Raw genomic sequence first — 16,941 nt, forward strand, 5'->3', positions numbered from 1 at the left:
GAAAGGGGGAAAGCACGCAACAGAGCCACGAATTATGCCCGAACCGCTTCACCCTGTCCAGTCCAGCCGAGCGGTAAGTGGCGAATTGTTGATTTTGGTGCTTGAGGAATAACAGTTGCCCTGTTTGCTTTCTGTCCATGCTCAACCTAAACCTTTGTGGACAGGACCTCCAATTCCTCTTGGAACCAGTTTTCGCTATGCCACAACCGCTACGACCGTTATTCGCTGTACTAGCTGCCGGTCTGATGGTCTGCTCGCTCGGGTTTCATGGTCAGGCCAATGCCCAGCAGTTGCCAGCAAATACTCCACAGGCTGAAGGAAATCTTCCACAGGCTGAAGGAAATCTTCCACAGGCTGAAGCTGGGCCAGCCCAAAGGATTCGCTACTGGACGACAAATTGGTCCTTTGATTCGATTGATATTCGGAACCTGCTCGGACGACTTCGCCAATTCGGAATTGAGATTCCTGTTGAGGCTGAGGGTGAAGTCAGTGTGCGATTCACAGTCTCGGTTCCGCTCAACGCCCTGCGAGATGCCAAGGCCTATCGTTTCGACGGGACGCTGACCTCGCCAAGTTTGCAGCTGGAATCGCTCCTGCTGCGGCAGCTCAACACGCGTTTGGCCTACAAGCAAGGTGTTCTGCAGCTGACCGAGCTGACAACCGGTTGGGGTGATTTGCAAACGACCGCCGCTGATCAAGCTGCAGGTACTCTAACTGGAACGGCCTCTTTGCAGTTAGTGCCAAGCGGCCAGTTTGCAGGCCAGTTCACAGCCGAATCGCTCGCCCTGCGTCCGCTGTATGAACTCTTCACGGCTGCTTCGTCAGCAGCCGAGCCTGCGCTGCGTGGTTTTGTGAGTGGTCAGTTGGCTTTTGAGGTGCCGCTCGAAGCGGTCGACGTGCCCCGTGCTTGGACGGCCAACGCCAATCTTCGTGGTGATCGTTTAGGGTTTGGGGATTCGTTGGCGTTAACCGCTGTGACCGGCCCCGTTTTTCTCAATGATGGTCGGCTGCAGGCCGAGTCGCTGCGACTTGGTGCGGTGGACGATTCAAGCATTCGCTTGGCTGCTAGCCTCGATGTGAACCTAATCGAAGCACGCGATTTCAATCTGAGAGTCCGCGGCAATGATTTACCGCTGGCCTCGCTGGCTCGGTTGGCAACGCTGGAGGACTCGGTTCCGCTGGCTGGTAAGTTGGATCTTGATCTGCAAGCTGAAGGTCGGCTGGGAGACCAGCTGGGCCCAAATTCGCAGTGGCAATTTTCTGGTCGAGTCGCTTCGCCAGATCTCACGGCATTCGGTGTCCAATTGGGGTTAATCCAGCATGACTTGGAGTTTAATGAAAACACCTTTCGATTGGCGAACCGTTTATCGACCGTCCCGCCAGGAATGTTGCTGGAGCGGCTGCAGAGCAGTTACCGTTGGGCTGAAGAGGCTTTATCACTGCAGCAGCTCGACGCGGAACTGTTTGGTGGCTCACTCAGTGGTTCAGCGGAATTGGCACTTGTTGACGGCGGCTCGCACCGCTTGGTCTTAAGCTGGCAATCGCTCCAGCCGCAATTGGCTGGACAAGATTGGTGGTTGCCCGCAGATGTTCGTTTGCGATTGACCACCAGTGGCGAAATTGATTGGCTGGTGCCGGCCAATCAGCTGCAGCAACCCGCAGCCCATCAGGGAACTGCTCAAGTGGTGCTGGATAACATCGTCCTGAATGAAGCTCCGTTGGGGAATGCAGAGCTAACGCTGACGGCTGATCAAGGTCGGCTCGAGCTGAGTGGTCGCGGCGAGTTGTTCGGTGGTTCCTTCACGGTCGATACGGCGACCGAGCTGGCCCAGCAAACGCAGATTGATGTGTCGGCCACTTTGTCTCAGTTTGTTTGGCAAGGCAATGCCCTCGCGCGTCGTCTGCAACTCGATCTGCAGCTGACTCCCGAGCAGCTGCGTGTTGTCACTTTGAGTGGCGAAGTGGGTGGCGGTCGCGTGCTGGTCAGCGGGTCGATTCCGCTTCCCGCTGAGGGCGAGGCGTTGGCGGGGCAGTTACGGGCGCGTTTGGCGGGAGTCGATTTGCAAAGTGTGTTGGGGTCGTTGTGGAAAGAGGGAGACAGTTGGGCTGGCGGTCGTTTGACGGGCGCTGTGATAATCCAGTTGGCAACGCAAGTCACGGCGCGGGGGAATCTGCAGTTGCGTGATGCGCGGTTATCCACGTTTGCCCTCGGCAACGCGCGGGCCAGCCTGACCGCCACCGCAGCCACAGACTTGCGAGGTTGGTCGATTCGTTTGGGCTCGATCACCAGCAGTCTGCAGGGTGGCGAACTGTTTGGTGACGCGCGGCTTGATTCATCCAGCGGGCGACCAGGGGCGATCGATTTGGCCAGCACTTGGGAGGCCAAGCGGTTTGATTTTGACCGCTTGATGAATCCTCTCAGCCAGCAAGTGGGCGGTTATGCCCGCGGTCAGATCGACGGCAAACTCATTTTAACGGGGCGAGCAATTCAATCGGTTGCCGATTTGCGAGGCGTGCTCGATGCGCGGCTCAGCAATACGGCGGCGCGGGCTGTCCCCGGATTGATCGGTGCCCAAGCGTATCTCGGATCCTTGTCGTTGGTCGGTACTCAGTTTGACTCTGGCCGCTTGCGTGGCACGATCGGCAGCGGCATCTTTCGCTTGGATCAATTCTGGTTGCTCAGCGATCGGGCTCGCGTTTCGGCTAGCGGCGCGGTCAATTTGGCGAACGCCAGCTTGAAGGTCGACGCTTTGATTTCAACGGGTAACTTTGAAGCCCAAAACTTGGCCCTGATGTCGATCGCCGAAGCGGTGGCTTTGCCCGCCACGCCGATCTCAGTCTTGATTCGGATCAATCGGGCGCTCAGCGACCGTAATATCTATGTCACCCTCCGTGGCCCGCTGACGCGTCCCAGCGTGCGTTTGCAATCACTTCGCACGCTTCGCGAAGCGACCGCCGGCTACTTGCTTCGCGAGGCAACCGCCGCCCTGTTGCCAGTGCCAGTGCCGGGGGCTGTTGGCTTAGCCCAGCAATGATGGCAGGTTAGCCCGTCTGGCGCTGTGGTATTCCCCTCCGCAGTGCCGATCTGCTTGCCAGTCATAACGATTGTAGGGAACTCATCAGAATCCTGGGTTGAGCCTACCGCGAGGACCGATGGACCCCAGGGTGCCTCTCGTGGTTTATTCCATACAATCCTGCGGATGCGAAGCTATGTTACGTCAGCTCGGCCTTGTAACGCGGCTCGGAGTCTTATCCTGTCTGTTTGCCATTGCCGGCTGTAGCAGCTTGGGCTTATCGCTTTATCCAGAGGGTGAGTTTCTGACGAACGAAGCTCAGCAAGTGCTCAGCAACGCACCGCGGGGTGTGGACTTGCCGCGTGAACTCAGCCAAACAGTGTTGCCAGCACACTTTATCCAGCCAGGTGATTCGCTCTTGTTGGAGCCGGTCGAGTTAGACGCCAAAGTGATACTCCCTGCGGATCAAGTGGTAATGGCCGATGGTTCGCTTGATTTAGGCGGCTTTGGCCGGTTAGTGGTGGCCGGGATGACGCTGGAAACCGCCGAGGAGTTAATTGAACAAACGATCGTGGCCGCCGGCGCGCCGGCCACCACCGTGAATGTTCGCTTACTGGAACCAGTGCATCGGTTTTACGTGTTGGGTTCCGTCGCGTCACCAGGCAGCTATCCGTTGACCGGGCATGAGACGGTGCTCGATGCGATTCTGGCAGCCGGCGGTTTAACTTCCGATGCGGCACCATGCAAGATCTTGCTGGCCCGCCCTACCCCGCCCAGCGGCTGTCGCGTGGTGTTACCAATCTGCTATCGTGAAATCATCCAACTCGGCGATACCACCACGAATTATCAAATGCAGCCCGGCGATCGGATTTTTGTTTCCTCCCGCGGCTGTCTTGATGATCTGATGTTTTGGCGTGCCAGCAGAGGCTGTTCGCACTGCCAGGGGCGGCAAGTACCTTGTTGCGATCCAGGGATAGCAAGTTACACCAATCCAATTGCCTTTTTGCCTCGAACGATTCGGGAACATTTTCGGCAACCGGCAGCGGAGCTCGAAGTAGAGCCGCAGCCTGAAGTTTCGAAGATTTCACCCCCAATGATCAACGAAGAGCCGGTGCCAGCACCGCAGCTCGGCGAGCTCCAGTTCGAGACGCCGATCGAAGCGATACCCTAACGGTCAACCGCTGTCTCAGCTGTTTGCATTGTAGAACCGCTGTCCCCAGCTGTTTGTATTGTAGAACCGCTGTCCCCAGCTGTTTGCATTGTAGAACCGCTGTCCCCAGCTGTTTGCAGTACCGCAAGCGATTGGGGACAATCGCTTTACATTGAACAACCCCGCAAGCGATTGGGGACAATCGCTTTACAATTAGCTCAACTCCAACGGCCCGGTGCTGTCGCCGAAACGCTCCACGGGGAAACCGTGGATGTCCAGCATGCTGTGATAAAGATTACAGAGTGGAGTTTCGCCGTGGGCAATGTGGCGGCCGGAGCGAATGCGCCCGCCCGCTGTGCCGCCGAGTAAGATCGGCAGATTGTCGGGATCGTGGCGATTGCCGTCCGACATGCTCGATCCAAATACCACCATCGAATGATCGAGCAGCGTGCCTTCACCCTCCTGCACCGCTTTCATCTTCGTCAACATCCGGGCAAACTGCTCGACATGCCAGCGATTGATGCGTTGATACTGCTCAATTTTCTCTGCCTTGTTCTCGTGATGGCTCAGCTCGTGGTGCGAACCAGATACCCCATCGACAAACGAAAAGTTTCTGCCCGAGACATCGTTGGCAAACATCAAAGAACACACGCGAGTTGAATCGGTCTGGAATGCCAGCACCATCAAGTCCAACATGATATCAATGTGCTCGCGAAAATCGGCCGGTACGCCAGGTTTGCGGCGAGCGATCTCCGCAGGATCGGTACTCGGTTCCCAAGCATCCTCGCGGTCACTGTTGGCAAACTCAATCCTGCGTTCCACAGCTCGCACGGAATCTAAATACTCGTCCATCTTAAACTGATCATCTCGCCCCAGTTGGCCGCGAATCTTCCGCGCGTCCTCAAGGACAAAATCCAATAAGTTCTGATAAGATTCCGTACCTTGATTCTTGGCGGCCAAGCCTTTGCCAAACAGGCGTTCGTAAACGACTCGCGGATTGATTTCCTTGGTCATCGGGCGCTGCGGCGTTTCCCAGGAAATGGAAGAGCCATACAGACGTGTGTAGCCAACGTTGCTGTCGACTCCCGTGATTACTGGTTCGGTCCCCAGTTCCAATGACGGCAGCGGTGTTTGACCACCGACGTGCTTCGCGAGCAATTGGTCGATCGAAATCCCGCCGCTGCTGATGTCCTTACCCGTTGTTTTCGAGACAGGCATGCCAGTCAAGAAATTTGCCGTCTTGGCATAGTGGCCGTCGCCCCCATGACTGTTCTTTTTATCGAGTCCCGTCAACACCAAGCAATGCTCGCGAACTTCGGCCAGCGGTTCCAACGAGGGGCTGAGCGGATAGTCGCTGCCTTCGCTGGTCGGCACCCAGTCTTTTCCCCACACACCGTTGGGGAAATAAATGAATGCCGAGCGAATCGGCGGAGTAGCCGCAGCGGTTGCCGCCCGCGCGGCGCGCCCGCCCAGCGTTGACAACCAAGGAAGTGATAAGGCCACGCCAGCACCGCGCAAAAACTTACGACGTGGCAGGCGGTTTTGAGGCAGTGTCATGATTCACTCTCCGATGGTTTGTAATAACGATGGCGGAACGGATAGCTCAAGCAGATCGTCTCGATCACGCAAGTGGCGCGGTACTCATTTTCGTCTAACTGCTTCATGCATTCATCAATCACGCATTGATCAAATTTGTTCAATTTCCGTCCCAAGGCAAAGCCTAATAGCTTGCGGACGAAATGGCGTCGGAACTCCGGTCCGCGTTGACCAATCACCGCCTTTAACTCGGCCGGGCCAGCAAAACTCTGACCCGCTGGCAATTTGCCGCTGGCGTCGATCGGTGTTTCACCTTCGCGGTCCCGCCAACGGCCTAGGGCGTCATAATTCTCCAGTCCAAAACCGAGCGGATCCATGCGATCGTGGCAGGAAGCACATTGCTTGTTCTCGCGATGCTTCTCCAGCTGTTGACGCAAACTGAGGCTCACCTCGGCGGTGGTTGATTCTTCCAGTGGTGGCACTCCGGGAGGTGGCGGCGGTACCGCATCGCCAAGTACCTCCGCTAAAATCCAAGCACCACGCAGCACCGGGCTGGTCCGCCGTGGATAGGAAGTGCTGGCCAGCACGGCGCCCATCGTTAACACGCCACCCCGCCGCCCATCGGTTACCGGAATGGCTTGCCACTGCGCATCGGCCGCTTCCCACGGGAGCCCGTAATGAGTGGCCAAGCGTTGGTTGGCATAAACTTGCGGCGCTGAGATCAAGTAATCGAGCGGTTGGTTATCACGAAAAACCGAAGCGATTGTCGCGATTGCTTCGCGGCGCATGTCGGCGACCAGCTCTGGGTCGAATTCAGGGAACAAACTTTCGTCGGGCTGAATCTTTCGCGCTAAATCTGCTAATCCCAACCATTGCAGTCCAAAGTTTGCTCCCAACGCGTCCGCTCGCGGGTCGGCCAACATGCGAGTGACTTGCCCGCGGATCACATCGGGTTGCAAGATTTCCCCCGTATCGGCCAACGACAACAATTCCTGATCGGGTACTGAGGACCAGATAAACAAAGCCAAGCGAGCGGCCAATTCATGAGCCGATAGGGGCTGGACGCCGCTCTCTGATTCACGCTCGACGATGAACAAAAAATTGGGTGAGACTAGACTCGCTTTCCAGCACTGGGCAGCCGCTCGGCGGGCTGTCGCTCCCCGCTGCCGCTCGGCTTGGTAAAGTCCCCACAAGCGGTCAAGCTCGTCCTGGGAGAGAGGCCGACGCCAGGCTCGTCCGGCAAACTGGGCCAACACTTGCCGCACTTTCGGCTCGGAAACTTCGGCGTCAGGCTCCCATCGCAACAGCTCGCTGTCGCGGATCGCCCAGCCGGCGTTGGGGTTGTCTTCAGCCATTCCAGGCGGGGCCGTCTCGGGGAGCGGTTCTCCCAAGACAACGTGGTCGACCAACAGATCGGCCGCCCGCAAATAGGCTTCGATCAACACTGGTGAAGTGAACAGCGTGTCCCCCGTGGTATCGAAGCCTTCTCCGCCGGCACCATCGGAGGGCAGTTCCACGCTGGCGGGCACCGCCACGCCGAGGAGATCATGCATGGCGCGGCTGTATTCGGTTTGCGTCAACCGGCGGCTCATCACGTGACCGCGATACCAGCTCTGCGTCTCATCGGTGGCTAACTGATTGCAGAGGTCTTGCTTGGGACGCGTGTCGAGCCAGCGTTGCAGGGCCGCTTTTTGAGGATCGCTCAGCCCCGGACTGCCCGCCGGGGGCATTTCATTGAGCCGAATCCGGCGGCCGACCGGATCCCAGACGTCCAGTTTGGCTGCGGCGGCCGCTCCGTCGGCAAAGGGAGAAAGCGAAAATTCACCTTCCGCATTCTCAGCATTGTGACATTCCCAACAACGCGCTTTCAAGATCGGTAAAATTTCATCTTGATACGTCGCTTGCCAACGTGCCAGTTGTTCGTCGGCCGAGGCTCGCCCGCCAGCGATCAGCGATAGACTGGCGAGCAACAGCAGCATCCCCCGCGACAACGTGCCGTTGGAACGGGGGCCGGGCTGGCGCGAAAAGAGCTTCGTGGCGAAGCGGCGTTTGAACAGCATGACAGGCGGGGGGCAATAGGTGGGGCAAGCTGAGGCCGGGGGCCCGCGGCCAAGCAAGCTGGGGCCAGCGGGGAGCCGAGCGTATTTCAGGCGAGTTCTTCTTCGATCAAGTTGCAATAACTATCATAACGTCGCGCATCGATTCGCCCATCGGCAACCGCTTCTTTTACCGCGCAGCCATCTTCCGCCAAATGCCGACAGTTAGGGTAGCGGCAATGGCTGACATAGGGGCGAAAGTCAGGCATGAGACCCGCTACTTCGGGGCCACTGATGTCCCATAATTGGAATTGGCGAATGCCCGGGGTGTCGACGACAAATCCGCCAGCCCGCAGCGGAATCAGCTGGGCAGCCGTGGTGGTATGCCTGCCTTTGTCGTTATCGCGGCTGACCGCTCCCACGCGTAAACCCAACTCGGGTTCGATTTGATTCAACAAAGTGCTCTTGCCGACGCCGCTTTGACCGGCCAGGACAGTTTCTCGTCGCGCGACCAAGGCTCTTAAATGCGCGATCCCCTGCCCTGTTTCGGCGGAGGTCAGAATCACCGGGTAACCGGCTTGGGCAAACACGCCGACAATCGGTTGTAACGCGGCTTGGTCGATCAAGTCCACTTTGTTGATGCAGACCACAGGCCGAATCTCGAACCGTTCGGCGGTCAATAAAAAGCGGTCGATTAGCCCCGGTTTCAGGTCGGGCTGCGCGGCGCTGACGACGATCAGTAGGACGTCGACGTTGGCCACGATCACATGTTGGCGGCCGCGACTGGTGCGGCACAGCGTGCTCTCCCGTGATTGAACTTTGACAATCGTGGCAGTCTGGTCGTTTGCGGTCCGCAGGCCAACACGATCGCCGGCGGCGACCACGTGGCGCTGGTCGGTGGCGAGCGACTTGAGCAATTGCCGCACGGTGCAGCGGTACTCAACTCCATCCTCCCCCAGGACGCGACTTTGCAGTCCGTGCACGCTCAGCACCCGCCCGTTGAGGATCGATTGGTCCTGTTCCAATTGGACAGACATTCCGGCGGCGTCATCAGGGTCGGCGTGATCACCGACAATGGTGCGGCGACGGGTTAATTCCCCTTTGCCGCTGACTCGCTCGCTCTGCACCACGTCGTCGAGCGCCGGGGAGTCCCCTTCGTGATAATCACGGGTGAGATCTCGCCGGCGGACTTTTCCCTGATGCTTCTTGCGAAACTCGGCACGCGTCTTTTGACGATGCGGTTTTTCAGCCATGCAGACCTACAAAATTCCGGAGTTTTTTGCTGCCCAGCGACTGTCCCTATTGCCGCCTCCACAAGTCGACGCGACACCCCAGGCTAACCGTGGCTAGCGCCAAAACGGCTAACCGTGGCACGGCTAACCGTTTTCGGCCAGGTGTTTACTCGCCAGTCTCGTCGCCGCCCTGGTCATCCACAGTGGAAGGTACGACGGAGCCGGGGCTGTGTTCAGAGGCACTCTCAGGAGCAATCGTTTTTTCGGGCTTTTGTTTGCCATTCATGTTCTGAGCATGAATCGAAGGTCCGATCAATTCGGTGATCTCCGCTTCGCTCAGCTCTTCTTTTTCGATCAATGCCCTAGTTAGACGCTCCAACTCCTCGCTACGTTCGGTCAATAATTTTTCCGCTCCCAGTTCGGCTTCATGCAGCAACCGGGCGACTTCGCTGTCGATCAACTCTTGCGTGTGTTCGCTAAAGTGACGTTGCTGGTGAATTTCGCGTCCCAGGAAGGGATCTTCGTCTGAAGTTTTATAGCTGACCGGGCCCAATTTGGGGCTCATTCCCCAGTGAGTAACCATGCGGCGGGCGATGCTGGTGCCGCGTTCCAGGTCATTCTCAGCGCCCACGGTACTTTCGTTGTAAATAATCTTTTCCGCAGCCCGGCCACCGAGCAGCACGATCAACTGGTGTTCCAGTTCGCGTTTGGAAATGCTTAACCGATCTTCCACCGGCAGATACTGAGTGGCTCCCAAGGCGCGACCACGAGGAATGATTGTGACTTTGTGGACCACGTTACTGCCGTCCAGGTACCAGGATGTCAGCGTGTGACCCGCTTCATGATAAGCGGTTTTCTCTTTCTCGCTCTCTTGCAGCACCTCTTCCCGCTTGGCACCCATCAAAATTTTGTCGCGAGCGTAGTCGAAGTCTTCCATGTTAACTTCGCTTTTGTCGTTACGGGCTGCCCAAAGAGCGGCTTCATTGACCAAATTGCGAATATCCGCACCGGTCAAACCGACCGTACCGGCGGCCAAACGCCTTAAATCAACGTCGTCGCCGAGCGGCACATCGCGAACGTGAACTTTGAAAATTTGTTCGCGTCCGTTGAGCGTGGGACGGCCCACCGTGACGTGGCGGTCAAACCGTCCAGGACGCAGCAAGGCTGGGTCCAACACGTCGGGGCGGTTGGTGGCGGCCACCACAATGACAGCCTGGCTGGGGCTAAACCCATCCATTTCTCCCAAGATTTGGTTCAGCGTCTGCTCACGTTCATCGTGGCCTCCGCCGAGTCCCGCTCCCCGCTGACGGCCGACCGCATCGATTTCATCGATAAAGATGATCGCTGGGCTCTGATCCTTGGCGGTGCGGAACAAATCACGCACGCGGCTGGCTCCGACGCCGACGAACATCTGAATGAATTCAGAACCATTGACTGAGAAGAACGGGACACCCGCTTCGCCAGCAACGGCTCGCGCCAATAACGTCTTCCCAGTGCCGGGAGGCCCGTTGAGCAGCACGCCCTTGGGCACGCGACCGCCCAACTTGCGAAATTTATCGGGACACTTGAGGTAGTCGACGATTTCCTGTAAATCGGCTTTCACCCCTTCCAGACCGGCGACTTCGTTGAAAGTGACGACTTGATCGGCACCTTCATATTTTTTCGCCGGACTCTTGCTGAAGCCTGACAAGAAGCCGCCACCCATGATGTCATTACGAGTCCGCCGCAACATCATGAAGAATACCAACGGTATCCCCAGCAGCACGGCAAATAACAAGAATGTTGAGATCATCTGGAAGGTGTTGTCTGTCGGCAACTCCTCAAAATAAACCCCTTTCTCCAATGCCTTGTCGGTGACCGCTTCCTTCGCTTGAGGCCCTGGCAGAATCGTGGTGAAATCATCGAGCGGTTTTTCAGCTTGCTCGCTCGGTTCCGGTTCGACCAGCTTGCCATCCTTCAGCTGAGGAATGACGTCGGGGGTCGATTTGAATTGACCGACCACCCGATCCGAAGTGACCTGTATAAATTTAATGTTCCCACGATCGAGTTCCTTCCAAAAGAAGTCGTAACTGATCGAGGTTCGACGTGTTGAGCTCTGAGAAAACAACAACACTGTGGCAGCCACAATCGCTAGTACAAACAGCCAAGTGCTTGCGCCACGTCGTGGTTGCTTCGGGTCGTTGCCGCCCGTTTGAGGGGCTTGTTCCGGTTTCTCCATCTCCAGCCTTTCTTCGACTCCATCGAGGACGCCAACTACCCCCGCCCGACTCGCCGACACAGCAGCATCGGGCTTCTCGAGGGGAACTGACGATGCGAGGTTCTACACCTAATAGTAGAACATGCGGAGACGATGTGTTTGGAATGCGTTGCCGCGCAGCCGGATCGCCGACTGCATAACCTAACTATTTTGTAACTGATGGTTCGCATTGTAGCGACCATCATGCCGGTTGGCTAACCGCGACTGCCCACCAATACCAACCGATTTAGTTCTTGCCATAATTCTTCGGACCTGTTCGCTTGGCCATCACCCTGGACTGTAGGCCGCAACGGGCTAGGTTCCCGTAGCCAATTTTGGTCCAGAGCTTGACCTCCGCGAACTTGAGCAACTAAGTCACTCAATAGTCCGTACCTGTCAATACGTCGGATCTGCTCAACTTGCTCAATCGAATAGCCATCGTGCAGAAGTCGCCATGTCCAGTAGCTGGAATCACGTTCTGGCGCTGAGGGAGCAGTCTGCGTGTTTGATTCGCCCGATTCTGCTGAGGCGACCGGTTCTACCGCCTGCTCAGTTACCTGCTCCGGCACTTGTTCACTTACCAGCTCGCTCACAGCCAGATTTTCCCGCTCTGGTCGTGCGCCAGCGGCGGAACCCGCCGGGGAGGATTGGGCAGATTGTGGCGACTGGTCGGGTGGCGAATGATCCCCCGCGCTGTGCACGACCAGCTCAATTAAATCGAAGCCATATTCTTCGATCGTCGCCGGTCCCACGCCGCTGATCGCTTCCAGTTCGGTCACGCTCCGCGGAGCCAGTTCGGCGATTCGCTCCAAAGTGGCGTTGGTTAGCACGCGGAATGCAGGAACCCCCGAGGCTGCCGCCACTCGCCGCCGCCATTGCTTCAGCCGGCCAATCAGAATGTCGACAGTATTGTTGCTGATACCGAGCACGCTGTCGGGAGCCCTATCGCCCGCGTTGCTATTACCCGTATTGTTTTCACCCGCGGCTTCATTGTCGTTGTGATTGTCGCCAGAGTCGCCTTGAGGTTCCAGATTGGCCAGATTCGCCTGATCGGCGGCCGAGTTTTCTTGCCCTGCCGGGGATCCATGACCGCTGCCCCGCCCGGTCACATCCGCAGTTTCCAGTTTGCCAGCAACCCGGGCCAACTGTTTGGCCAGCGGAAAAGAGAGTTTGAGGGCTGACGGGACGGGTTGTCGGCCCATCATCACTTCTTTGCCCTGGTCGGTCAGTAGCACGGTGGGGCGACGTTGTTCGACTTCGACTTGGCCGACCAAGCCAATTTCCGTCAAAGCATCGATCACGTCGGTAACTTGCGACTGTCTCAGGCCAGACAGCATACCGAAAGTGCTTAGCCGGCTGAGTTTCCACTGCTGCATTTTTTTATTCTGCGAGCCACACAACATTTGCGCCACGAGTCCCTTGCCAAAGCGACCGTGGGTGCGGGCGATGCCGCTGAGCACAATCTGAATGCCACGGCAAAGATCGGCGTCGGCCGACCAGTCGGTTTTGTTGGCTTCGATTTCCGCGCCGCTAATTTGGCCAGCGGCAACGAGTCGCGGATTGATCGGCGCACAGCGGTCACAAACATTGCATTTGCTTTCCGACGGGTCGCCAAAGTAGTCCAAGATCTCACGTTGGCGGCAGCGAGATGTGCGGGCAAAGCCGATTACCGATTCGAGCTTTTCGTACTCAGCCTGTTTGCGAGTCTCCAGTTCATCGAAGTCGATTTCCAGCTCTTCAAACTTCAAATCACGCCGCAGAAAATGTACCGCTCGGCCGCGAAATGGTGGCACGTAATCAAAGGCGTTGAGGCCACTTAATTCGCGCATCACGCGACTGAGCTGTTCCCGACTGACCTCGGCCATTTCGCACAAGCGTTGTGGCCGCACGTAGACATCTTCGTGCCGATGCGAGCCGACCACTTTCTCGACAGCCCGCAGCACGCGACGGCGGACTTTGGCTTCTCGCGGCAACAGATCGACCAACGTGGGCAGGTCACTCTCGATGCGGACGACCGCTTGGTTGCTGCTGCTGTCGAGCCGCTTCAGCACACCGGCTTTGCTGAGCAGGGTTTCCGATGCACCAATCGCCTCGGCCGAGGCATTTTTGTCGACCGCGTCACGCACTTCGGCTAACGTTAGCTCAATGGGGTCCTCGCTGCGCCGCAACAAATACTCGTAGACTTTTCGGACCAGCACCGCGGTGGGATAGCGGTTTTCGATAAAGAACTCTTGGATGTGCCGATCGGAATAGCTGAACAACAACGCGCATTCGCTCGGCTTCCCATCTCGACCGGCCCGCCCCGCTTCTTGATAGTAAGCTTCCAGCGTGCCCGGCATGTTGTAATGGACGACATACCGCAAATCAGATTTATCGATCCCCATGCCAAAAGCGTTGGTGGCCACAATCGCCGAGAGTTTGCCCGCCATGAACTGCTCCTGCACATGTTGTCGCTGCGCAGGTTCCATGCCGGCGTGATAGACACCGATCGGGCGGCGGCACTTTTCCGGCAGCCAGCCGGCCAGCTCTTCACAACGTTTGCGAGTCGCCGCGTAAATAATGCCGGCACCATTTTGAGTGGCCAAATAGTCGACCAGCCAAGCATCCTTTTCACGATCCCCTTTGCACTGTTGCACCTCGAAGCGAAGGTTGTCGCGAGCAAACCCTGTGACGTACATCCGCGGCGAGCGGAGGTTCAGCAAACGGCTGATGTCATCGCGAACCGTGGGGGTCGCCGTCGCGGTCAAGGCAATCGTCTGCACGTCGCCCAAATAGCGCTGGCGAAATTGACCGAGACGCGCGTAGTCGGGGCGAAAATCATGCCCCCATTCGCTAATGCAGTGGGCTTCGTCAACGGCCAGCAAAGAGACGTTGGCCTGAGCGACAGCTTCCAGAAAACGACCATTACGCAAGCGTTCGGGAGCGACATACACCAAGTCGAACTCGCCGTTGCCCATCCGTCGCATCGCTTCGTTCTGCTGCGCCATCGACAGCGAACTGTTGATCAAAGCGGCCGCGATTCCGAGTTCGGCCAAGCTGTCGACTTGGTCTTTCATCAAAGCGATCAGCGGAGAAACGACAATCGTTGTCCCGGCTAATGCCAAACTGGGTAGTTGATAGCAGAGACTCTTGCCACCGCCGGTGGGCATGACACAGAGCACATCCTCGCCACTGAGTACCGATTTGACGACTTGATCCTGGCCGGGACGAAAAGTCTGCAGGCCGAACCGCCCCAGCAAGTTCGACGGTTCAGCATCCGTAATTGGCATCGTCAGCTATCGCTCCCCAAACCACTGCGGATTGTGCATGGCCTAGTTATCAGTTGATCACCTGCCGATTATAGCGCCTGCGGGCCAGCTCGCCTACCACGAGTCGCCAAGATGGTCCGCTGACAAGCCAACCACAAGGTCTTTAGAATTCAATCTTTGTGACCCAGGGCATGTTTTTCTGCAGCGCCTCGTAACCCGCTTTGCTGACTTCCGAACCGGACAGATTCAACGTCCGCAGTTCTTTCAGACCATAAAGCTTGGGTAAACCTTCGTCGCTGACGCTGGTGCCACCGACGTTTAAGGTTTTCAGTTTCGGAAATCCTGCGACCACTTCTAGCGACGCATCGGTCACGTCCCACAGGTTTTCTAAGTTGAGCTCGATCAAATTTGTCAGCCCCTTCAGCTCGGCGACGCCCGCATCGGTGACTTCCGCATTCCAGAGATTTAGCTTTTGCAAGCCGGTAATTTTGCCAATCGGGGCCATCGCGTCATCCTGGACCGGGCTTTCGCTCAAATCGAGATCCCGCATGGCTTGCATTTCGGCAAATCCAGGCGCGTTCTCGCCTCGAATCGAAGTGTCTCGCAGCCGCGCCTTGGCCAGCTTGGGGAACCCGGCCAGCGTCTCCACCGAGGCGTCGGTGATATAGGTTCCGTAAAGATTGACTTCCTTGAGATTCACCAGTCCGGACAGCTGGGCCAACCCTTCGTCATTGACGTTGGCATACTGCAAACCGAGGGCGGCCAAGTTTTTCAAGTTTGCCAAGTGGGGCATCCCCTCGTTGGTGATTTGCCGACCGTACGCGCGGAAATTTCGTAAGTTCGTCAGCTGGCCAACCGCCGGCAGGCATGCGTCCGAGATACCCGTGCACTCTAGCACGTCGAGCAATTCCAACTGCGGCGCACTGACCAAATGCATCACGCCGGCGTCAGTCAATTTCGTCCGCGGCGCGCGAATGCGTAAAATCGTTTTGCTCTCCGACAAATGTTTCAGCGACTCGTCGGTGATCTCGCTGCGTTCCAAGCTGACGTCGGTCAAGTTGGGCAGGTCTTTGATCAGCTCAATCCCAGCGTCGGTGACGGAACTCCGTTTTTCAAATGCCAGCACCGAGAGATTGAGATGTCCCGCTAACTGGGCCATCGCTTCGTCGTTGACGCCCGGTCCACTCGCAATGATCTGCTTGAGCGCTGGCAAACCACGCGCCCAAGCAAACTCCTCCTTCAGCGATTCCAAATCAGAAGGCGAGAGTGCCAGCAAGTTCAACTTAACAATGTTGTCGTCCTCGCGCTCGAAAACCACTCCCGAGGTTGCTTCAATTGTTTTCACAACCTCCGGATCGTCAGGAGGAATCACGATCGCCGTGTCGGCCGTTTGGTCGCCGACGGCCGAGCCCTTGTCGACGTGCCCGTCGGGTGACCTGTCACAAGCGACGAGGCAAGGTAAGAGGGCAAGGCCGGCGAGCATTGACCAGTGACGCACATCCATCGTTGAGTGACTCCGCTGCAAAAGGGTATTTGTGATTCGTGTTGGCTCGTGGCTAGCGCCAAAACCGCTAGCTAATTGCTAACTTCATTGTCGGTAACGGGCTGGTCCAGTGCCTCGAGCAGTTGCTGCGTAAACGTTGTAATGTCTGCGAGCATGCTGGCTCGGTCTTCCGCGGCGGCGGCGATTCGGCGGACAAATGCCGAACCGACGATCAAGCCATCAGCCACCGGGGCCAGTTGGCGGACCTGTTCCGGACCGCTGATCCCAAAGCCGATACAGATTGGCAGCTCAGTTTGTTCGCGAAGCCAAGCGACATTATCGAGCAACCCGCCTGCAATCGAACTGCGTTCGCCGGTAATTCCGGTGACCGAGACGACGTAGAGAAAACCTGTCGACAGTTCGGCAATCCGCCGCTGACGCTCGCGGGGGGTGGTCGGCGTTACCAGCTGAATCAAGCTAAAGTCGAACTCCCGGCAAACGCGGGCCGTTTCCGCCGATTCTTCAACCAGCAAATCGGGAACGATCGCCCCGCTGTACCCGGCGGCGACCGCTTGGCGAACGTAATTCTCTATCCCTGTTCGCAAGATAATCGAATAGCTGACCATGGTGACCAAAGGCAACTTGACCACTTGTGGACCGGCAGTCAAATCGCTCCCCAACTCGAACAACTGCCGCAAGCGAAATCCATTGTCGAGGGCTCGCTGATAGGAAGCTTGAATGACCGGTCCGTCGGCAATCGGGTCGCTGTAGGGGACTCCGATCTCGCACAAATGGGCCCCCGCGGCACTCATCGCTCGCACAATCTCGCCTGTCACGGCAATGTCAGGGTCACCCGCTGTGACGAAGGGGAGTAACGCTTTCTGTCCCGATGCGCGTAAGCTCTTGAATAGTTCGTCAACGGCGGACATGTCGGGGGGCTCTCAAGGGGCTGGCAAATTGGCTGGGCGGGATAGCGGACAAAGTGCCAAGTTTGCGGTAAACCTAG

General features: G+C 57.4%; 9 protein-coding genes. 2 read left to right on the forward strand and 7 right to left on the reverse strand.

Annotated features, from left to right (window positions below):
* Positions 1-197 precede the first annotated feature (197 nt).
* On the forward strand, positions 198-3,035 hold the full coding sequence (locus SH139x_RS04285; RefSeq protein ID WP_488354052.1) for a translocation/assembly module TamB domain-containing protein: 2,838 nt from the start codon (positions 198-200) through the stop codon (positions 3,033-3,035).
* A gap of 175 nt (positions 3,036-3,210) precedes the next feature.
* Complete coding sequence (locus SH139x_RS04290) at positions 3,211-4,185, forward strand: polysaccharide biosynthesis/export family protein (protein WP_488354053.1); 975 nt, start codon at positions 3,211-3,213, stop codon at positions 4,183-4,185.
* Positions 4,186-4,377: 192 nt separating this feature from the next.
* Here SH139x_RS04290 and SH139x_RS04295 read toward each other — a convergent pair whose 3' ends face one another.
* The 7 genes from SH139x_RS04295 to trpA all read right to left on the reverse strand — a co-directional run bounded on the left by SH139x_RS04295 (position 4,378) and on the right by trpA (position 16,864).
* Positions 4,378-5,721 (reverse strand): DUF1552 domain-containing protein, encoded by a 1,344-nt coding sequence (locus tag SH139x_RS04295; RefSeq protein ID WP_488354054.1) that lies wholly within the window; start codon positions 5,719-5,721, stop codon positions 4,378-4,380.
* Complete coding sequence (locus SH139x_RS04300; protein WP_488354055.1) at positions 5,718-7,760, reverse strand: DUF1592 domain-containing protein; 2,043 nt, start codon at positions 7,758-7,760, stop codon at positions 5,718-5,720. Before SH139x_RS04300 ends, SH139x_RS04295 begins: the two co-directional genes overlap by 4 nt.
* 86 nt (positions 7,761-7,846) lie before the next feature.
* Positions 7,847-8,989 carry a ribosome small subunit-dependent GTPase A gene (gene rsgA, locus SH139x_RS04305; RefSeq protein WP_488354056.1) on the reverse strand — a complete coding sequence of 381 codons (1,143 nt, stop codon included), beginning with the start codon at positions 8,987-8,989 and terminating at the stop codon, positions 7,847-7,849.
* 145 nt (positions 8,990-9,134) lie between these two features.
* Positions 9,135-11,246, reverse strand: a complete 2,112-nt coding sequence (gene ftsH / locus SH139x_RS04310) for an ATP-dependent zinc metalloprotease FtsH (protein ID WP_488354057.1) — start codon at positions 11,244-11,246, stop codon at positions 9,135-9,137.
* 173 nt (positions 11,247-11,419) lie between these two features.
* Positions 11,420-14,473, reverse strand: coding sequence for a RecQ family ATP-dependent DNA helicase (locus SH139x_RS04315; protein WP_488354058.1), 3,054 nt, complete (start codon positions 14,471-14,473; stop codon positions 11,420-11,422).
* A 142-nt stretch (positions 14,474-14,615) separates the two neighbouring features.
* Positions 14,616-15,956, reverse strand: a complete 1,341-nt coding sequence (locus tag SH139x_RS04320) for a hypothetical protein (protein ID WP_488354059.1) — start codon at positions 15,954-15,956, stop codon at positions 14,616-14,618.
* Between the two features lie 71 nt (positions 15,957-16,027).
* Positions 16,028-16,864, reverse strand: coding sequence for a tryptophan synthase subunit alpha (trpA, locus tag SH139x_RS04325; protein ID WP_488354060.1), 837 nt, complete (start codon positions 16,862-16,864; stop codon positions 16,028-16,030).
* Between the last annotated feature and the right edge of the window lie 77 nt (positions 16,865-16,941).

Source organism: Kothea flammea, assembly GCF_052161645.1.
In the GTDB taxonomy this organism is placed as follows: Bacteria; Planctomycetota; Planctomycetia; order Pirellulales; family Pirellulaceae; genus Laterigemmans.

What these genes read in the sequence shown, in the direction of transcription:
- trpA (WP_488354060.1), bottom strand. Translation starts at nt 16,864, where the DNA reads ATGTCCGCCGTTGACGAACTATTCAAGAGCTTACGCGCATCGGGACAG.
- SH139x_RS04315 (WP_488354058.1), bottom strand. Translation starts at nt 14,473, where the DNA reads ATGCCAATTACGGATGCTGAACCGTCGAACTTGCTGGGGCGGTTCGGC.
- SH139x_RS04300 (WP_488354055.1), bottom strand. Translation starts at nt 7,760, where the DNA reads ATGCTGTTCAAACGCCGCTTCGCCACGAAGCTCTTTTCGCGCCAGCCC.
- SH139x_RS04285 (WP_488354052.1), top strand. Translation starts at nt 198, where the DNA reads ATGCCACAACCGCTACGACCGTTATTCGCTGTACTAGCTGCCGGTCTG.
- SH139x_RS04320 (WP_488354059.1), bottom strand. Translation starts at nt 15,956, where the DNA reads ATGGATGTGCGTCACTGGTCAATGCTCGCCGGCCTTGCCCTCTTACCT.
- SH139x_RS04290 (WP_488354053.1), top strand. Translation starts at nt 3,211, where the DNA reads ATGTTACGTCAGCTCGGCCTTGTAACGCGGCTCGGAGTCTTATCCTGT.
- rsgA (WP_488354056.1), bottom strand. Translation starts at nt 8,989, where the DNA reads ATGGCTGAAAAACCGCATCGTCAAAAGACGCGTGCCGAGTTTCGCAAG.
- SH139x_RS04295 (WP_488354054.1), bottom strand. Translation starts at nt 5,721, where the DNA reads ATGACACTGCCTCAAAACCGCCTGCCACGTCGTAAGTTTTTGCGCGGT.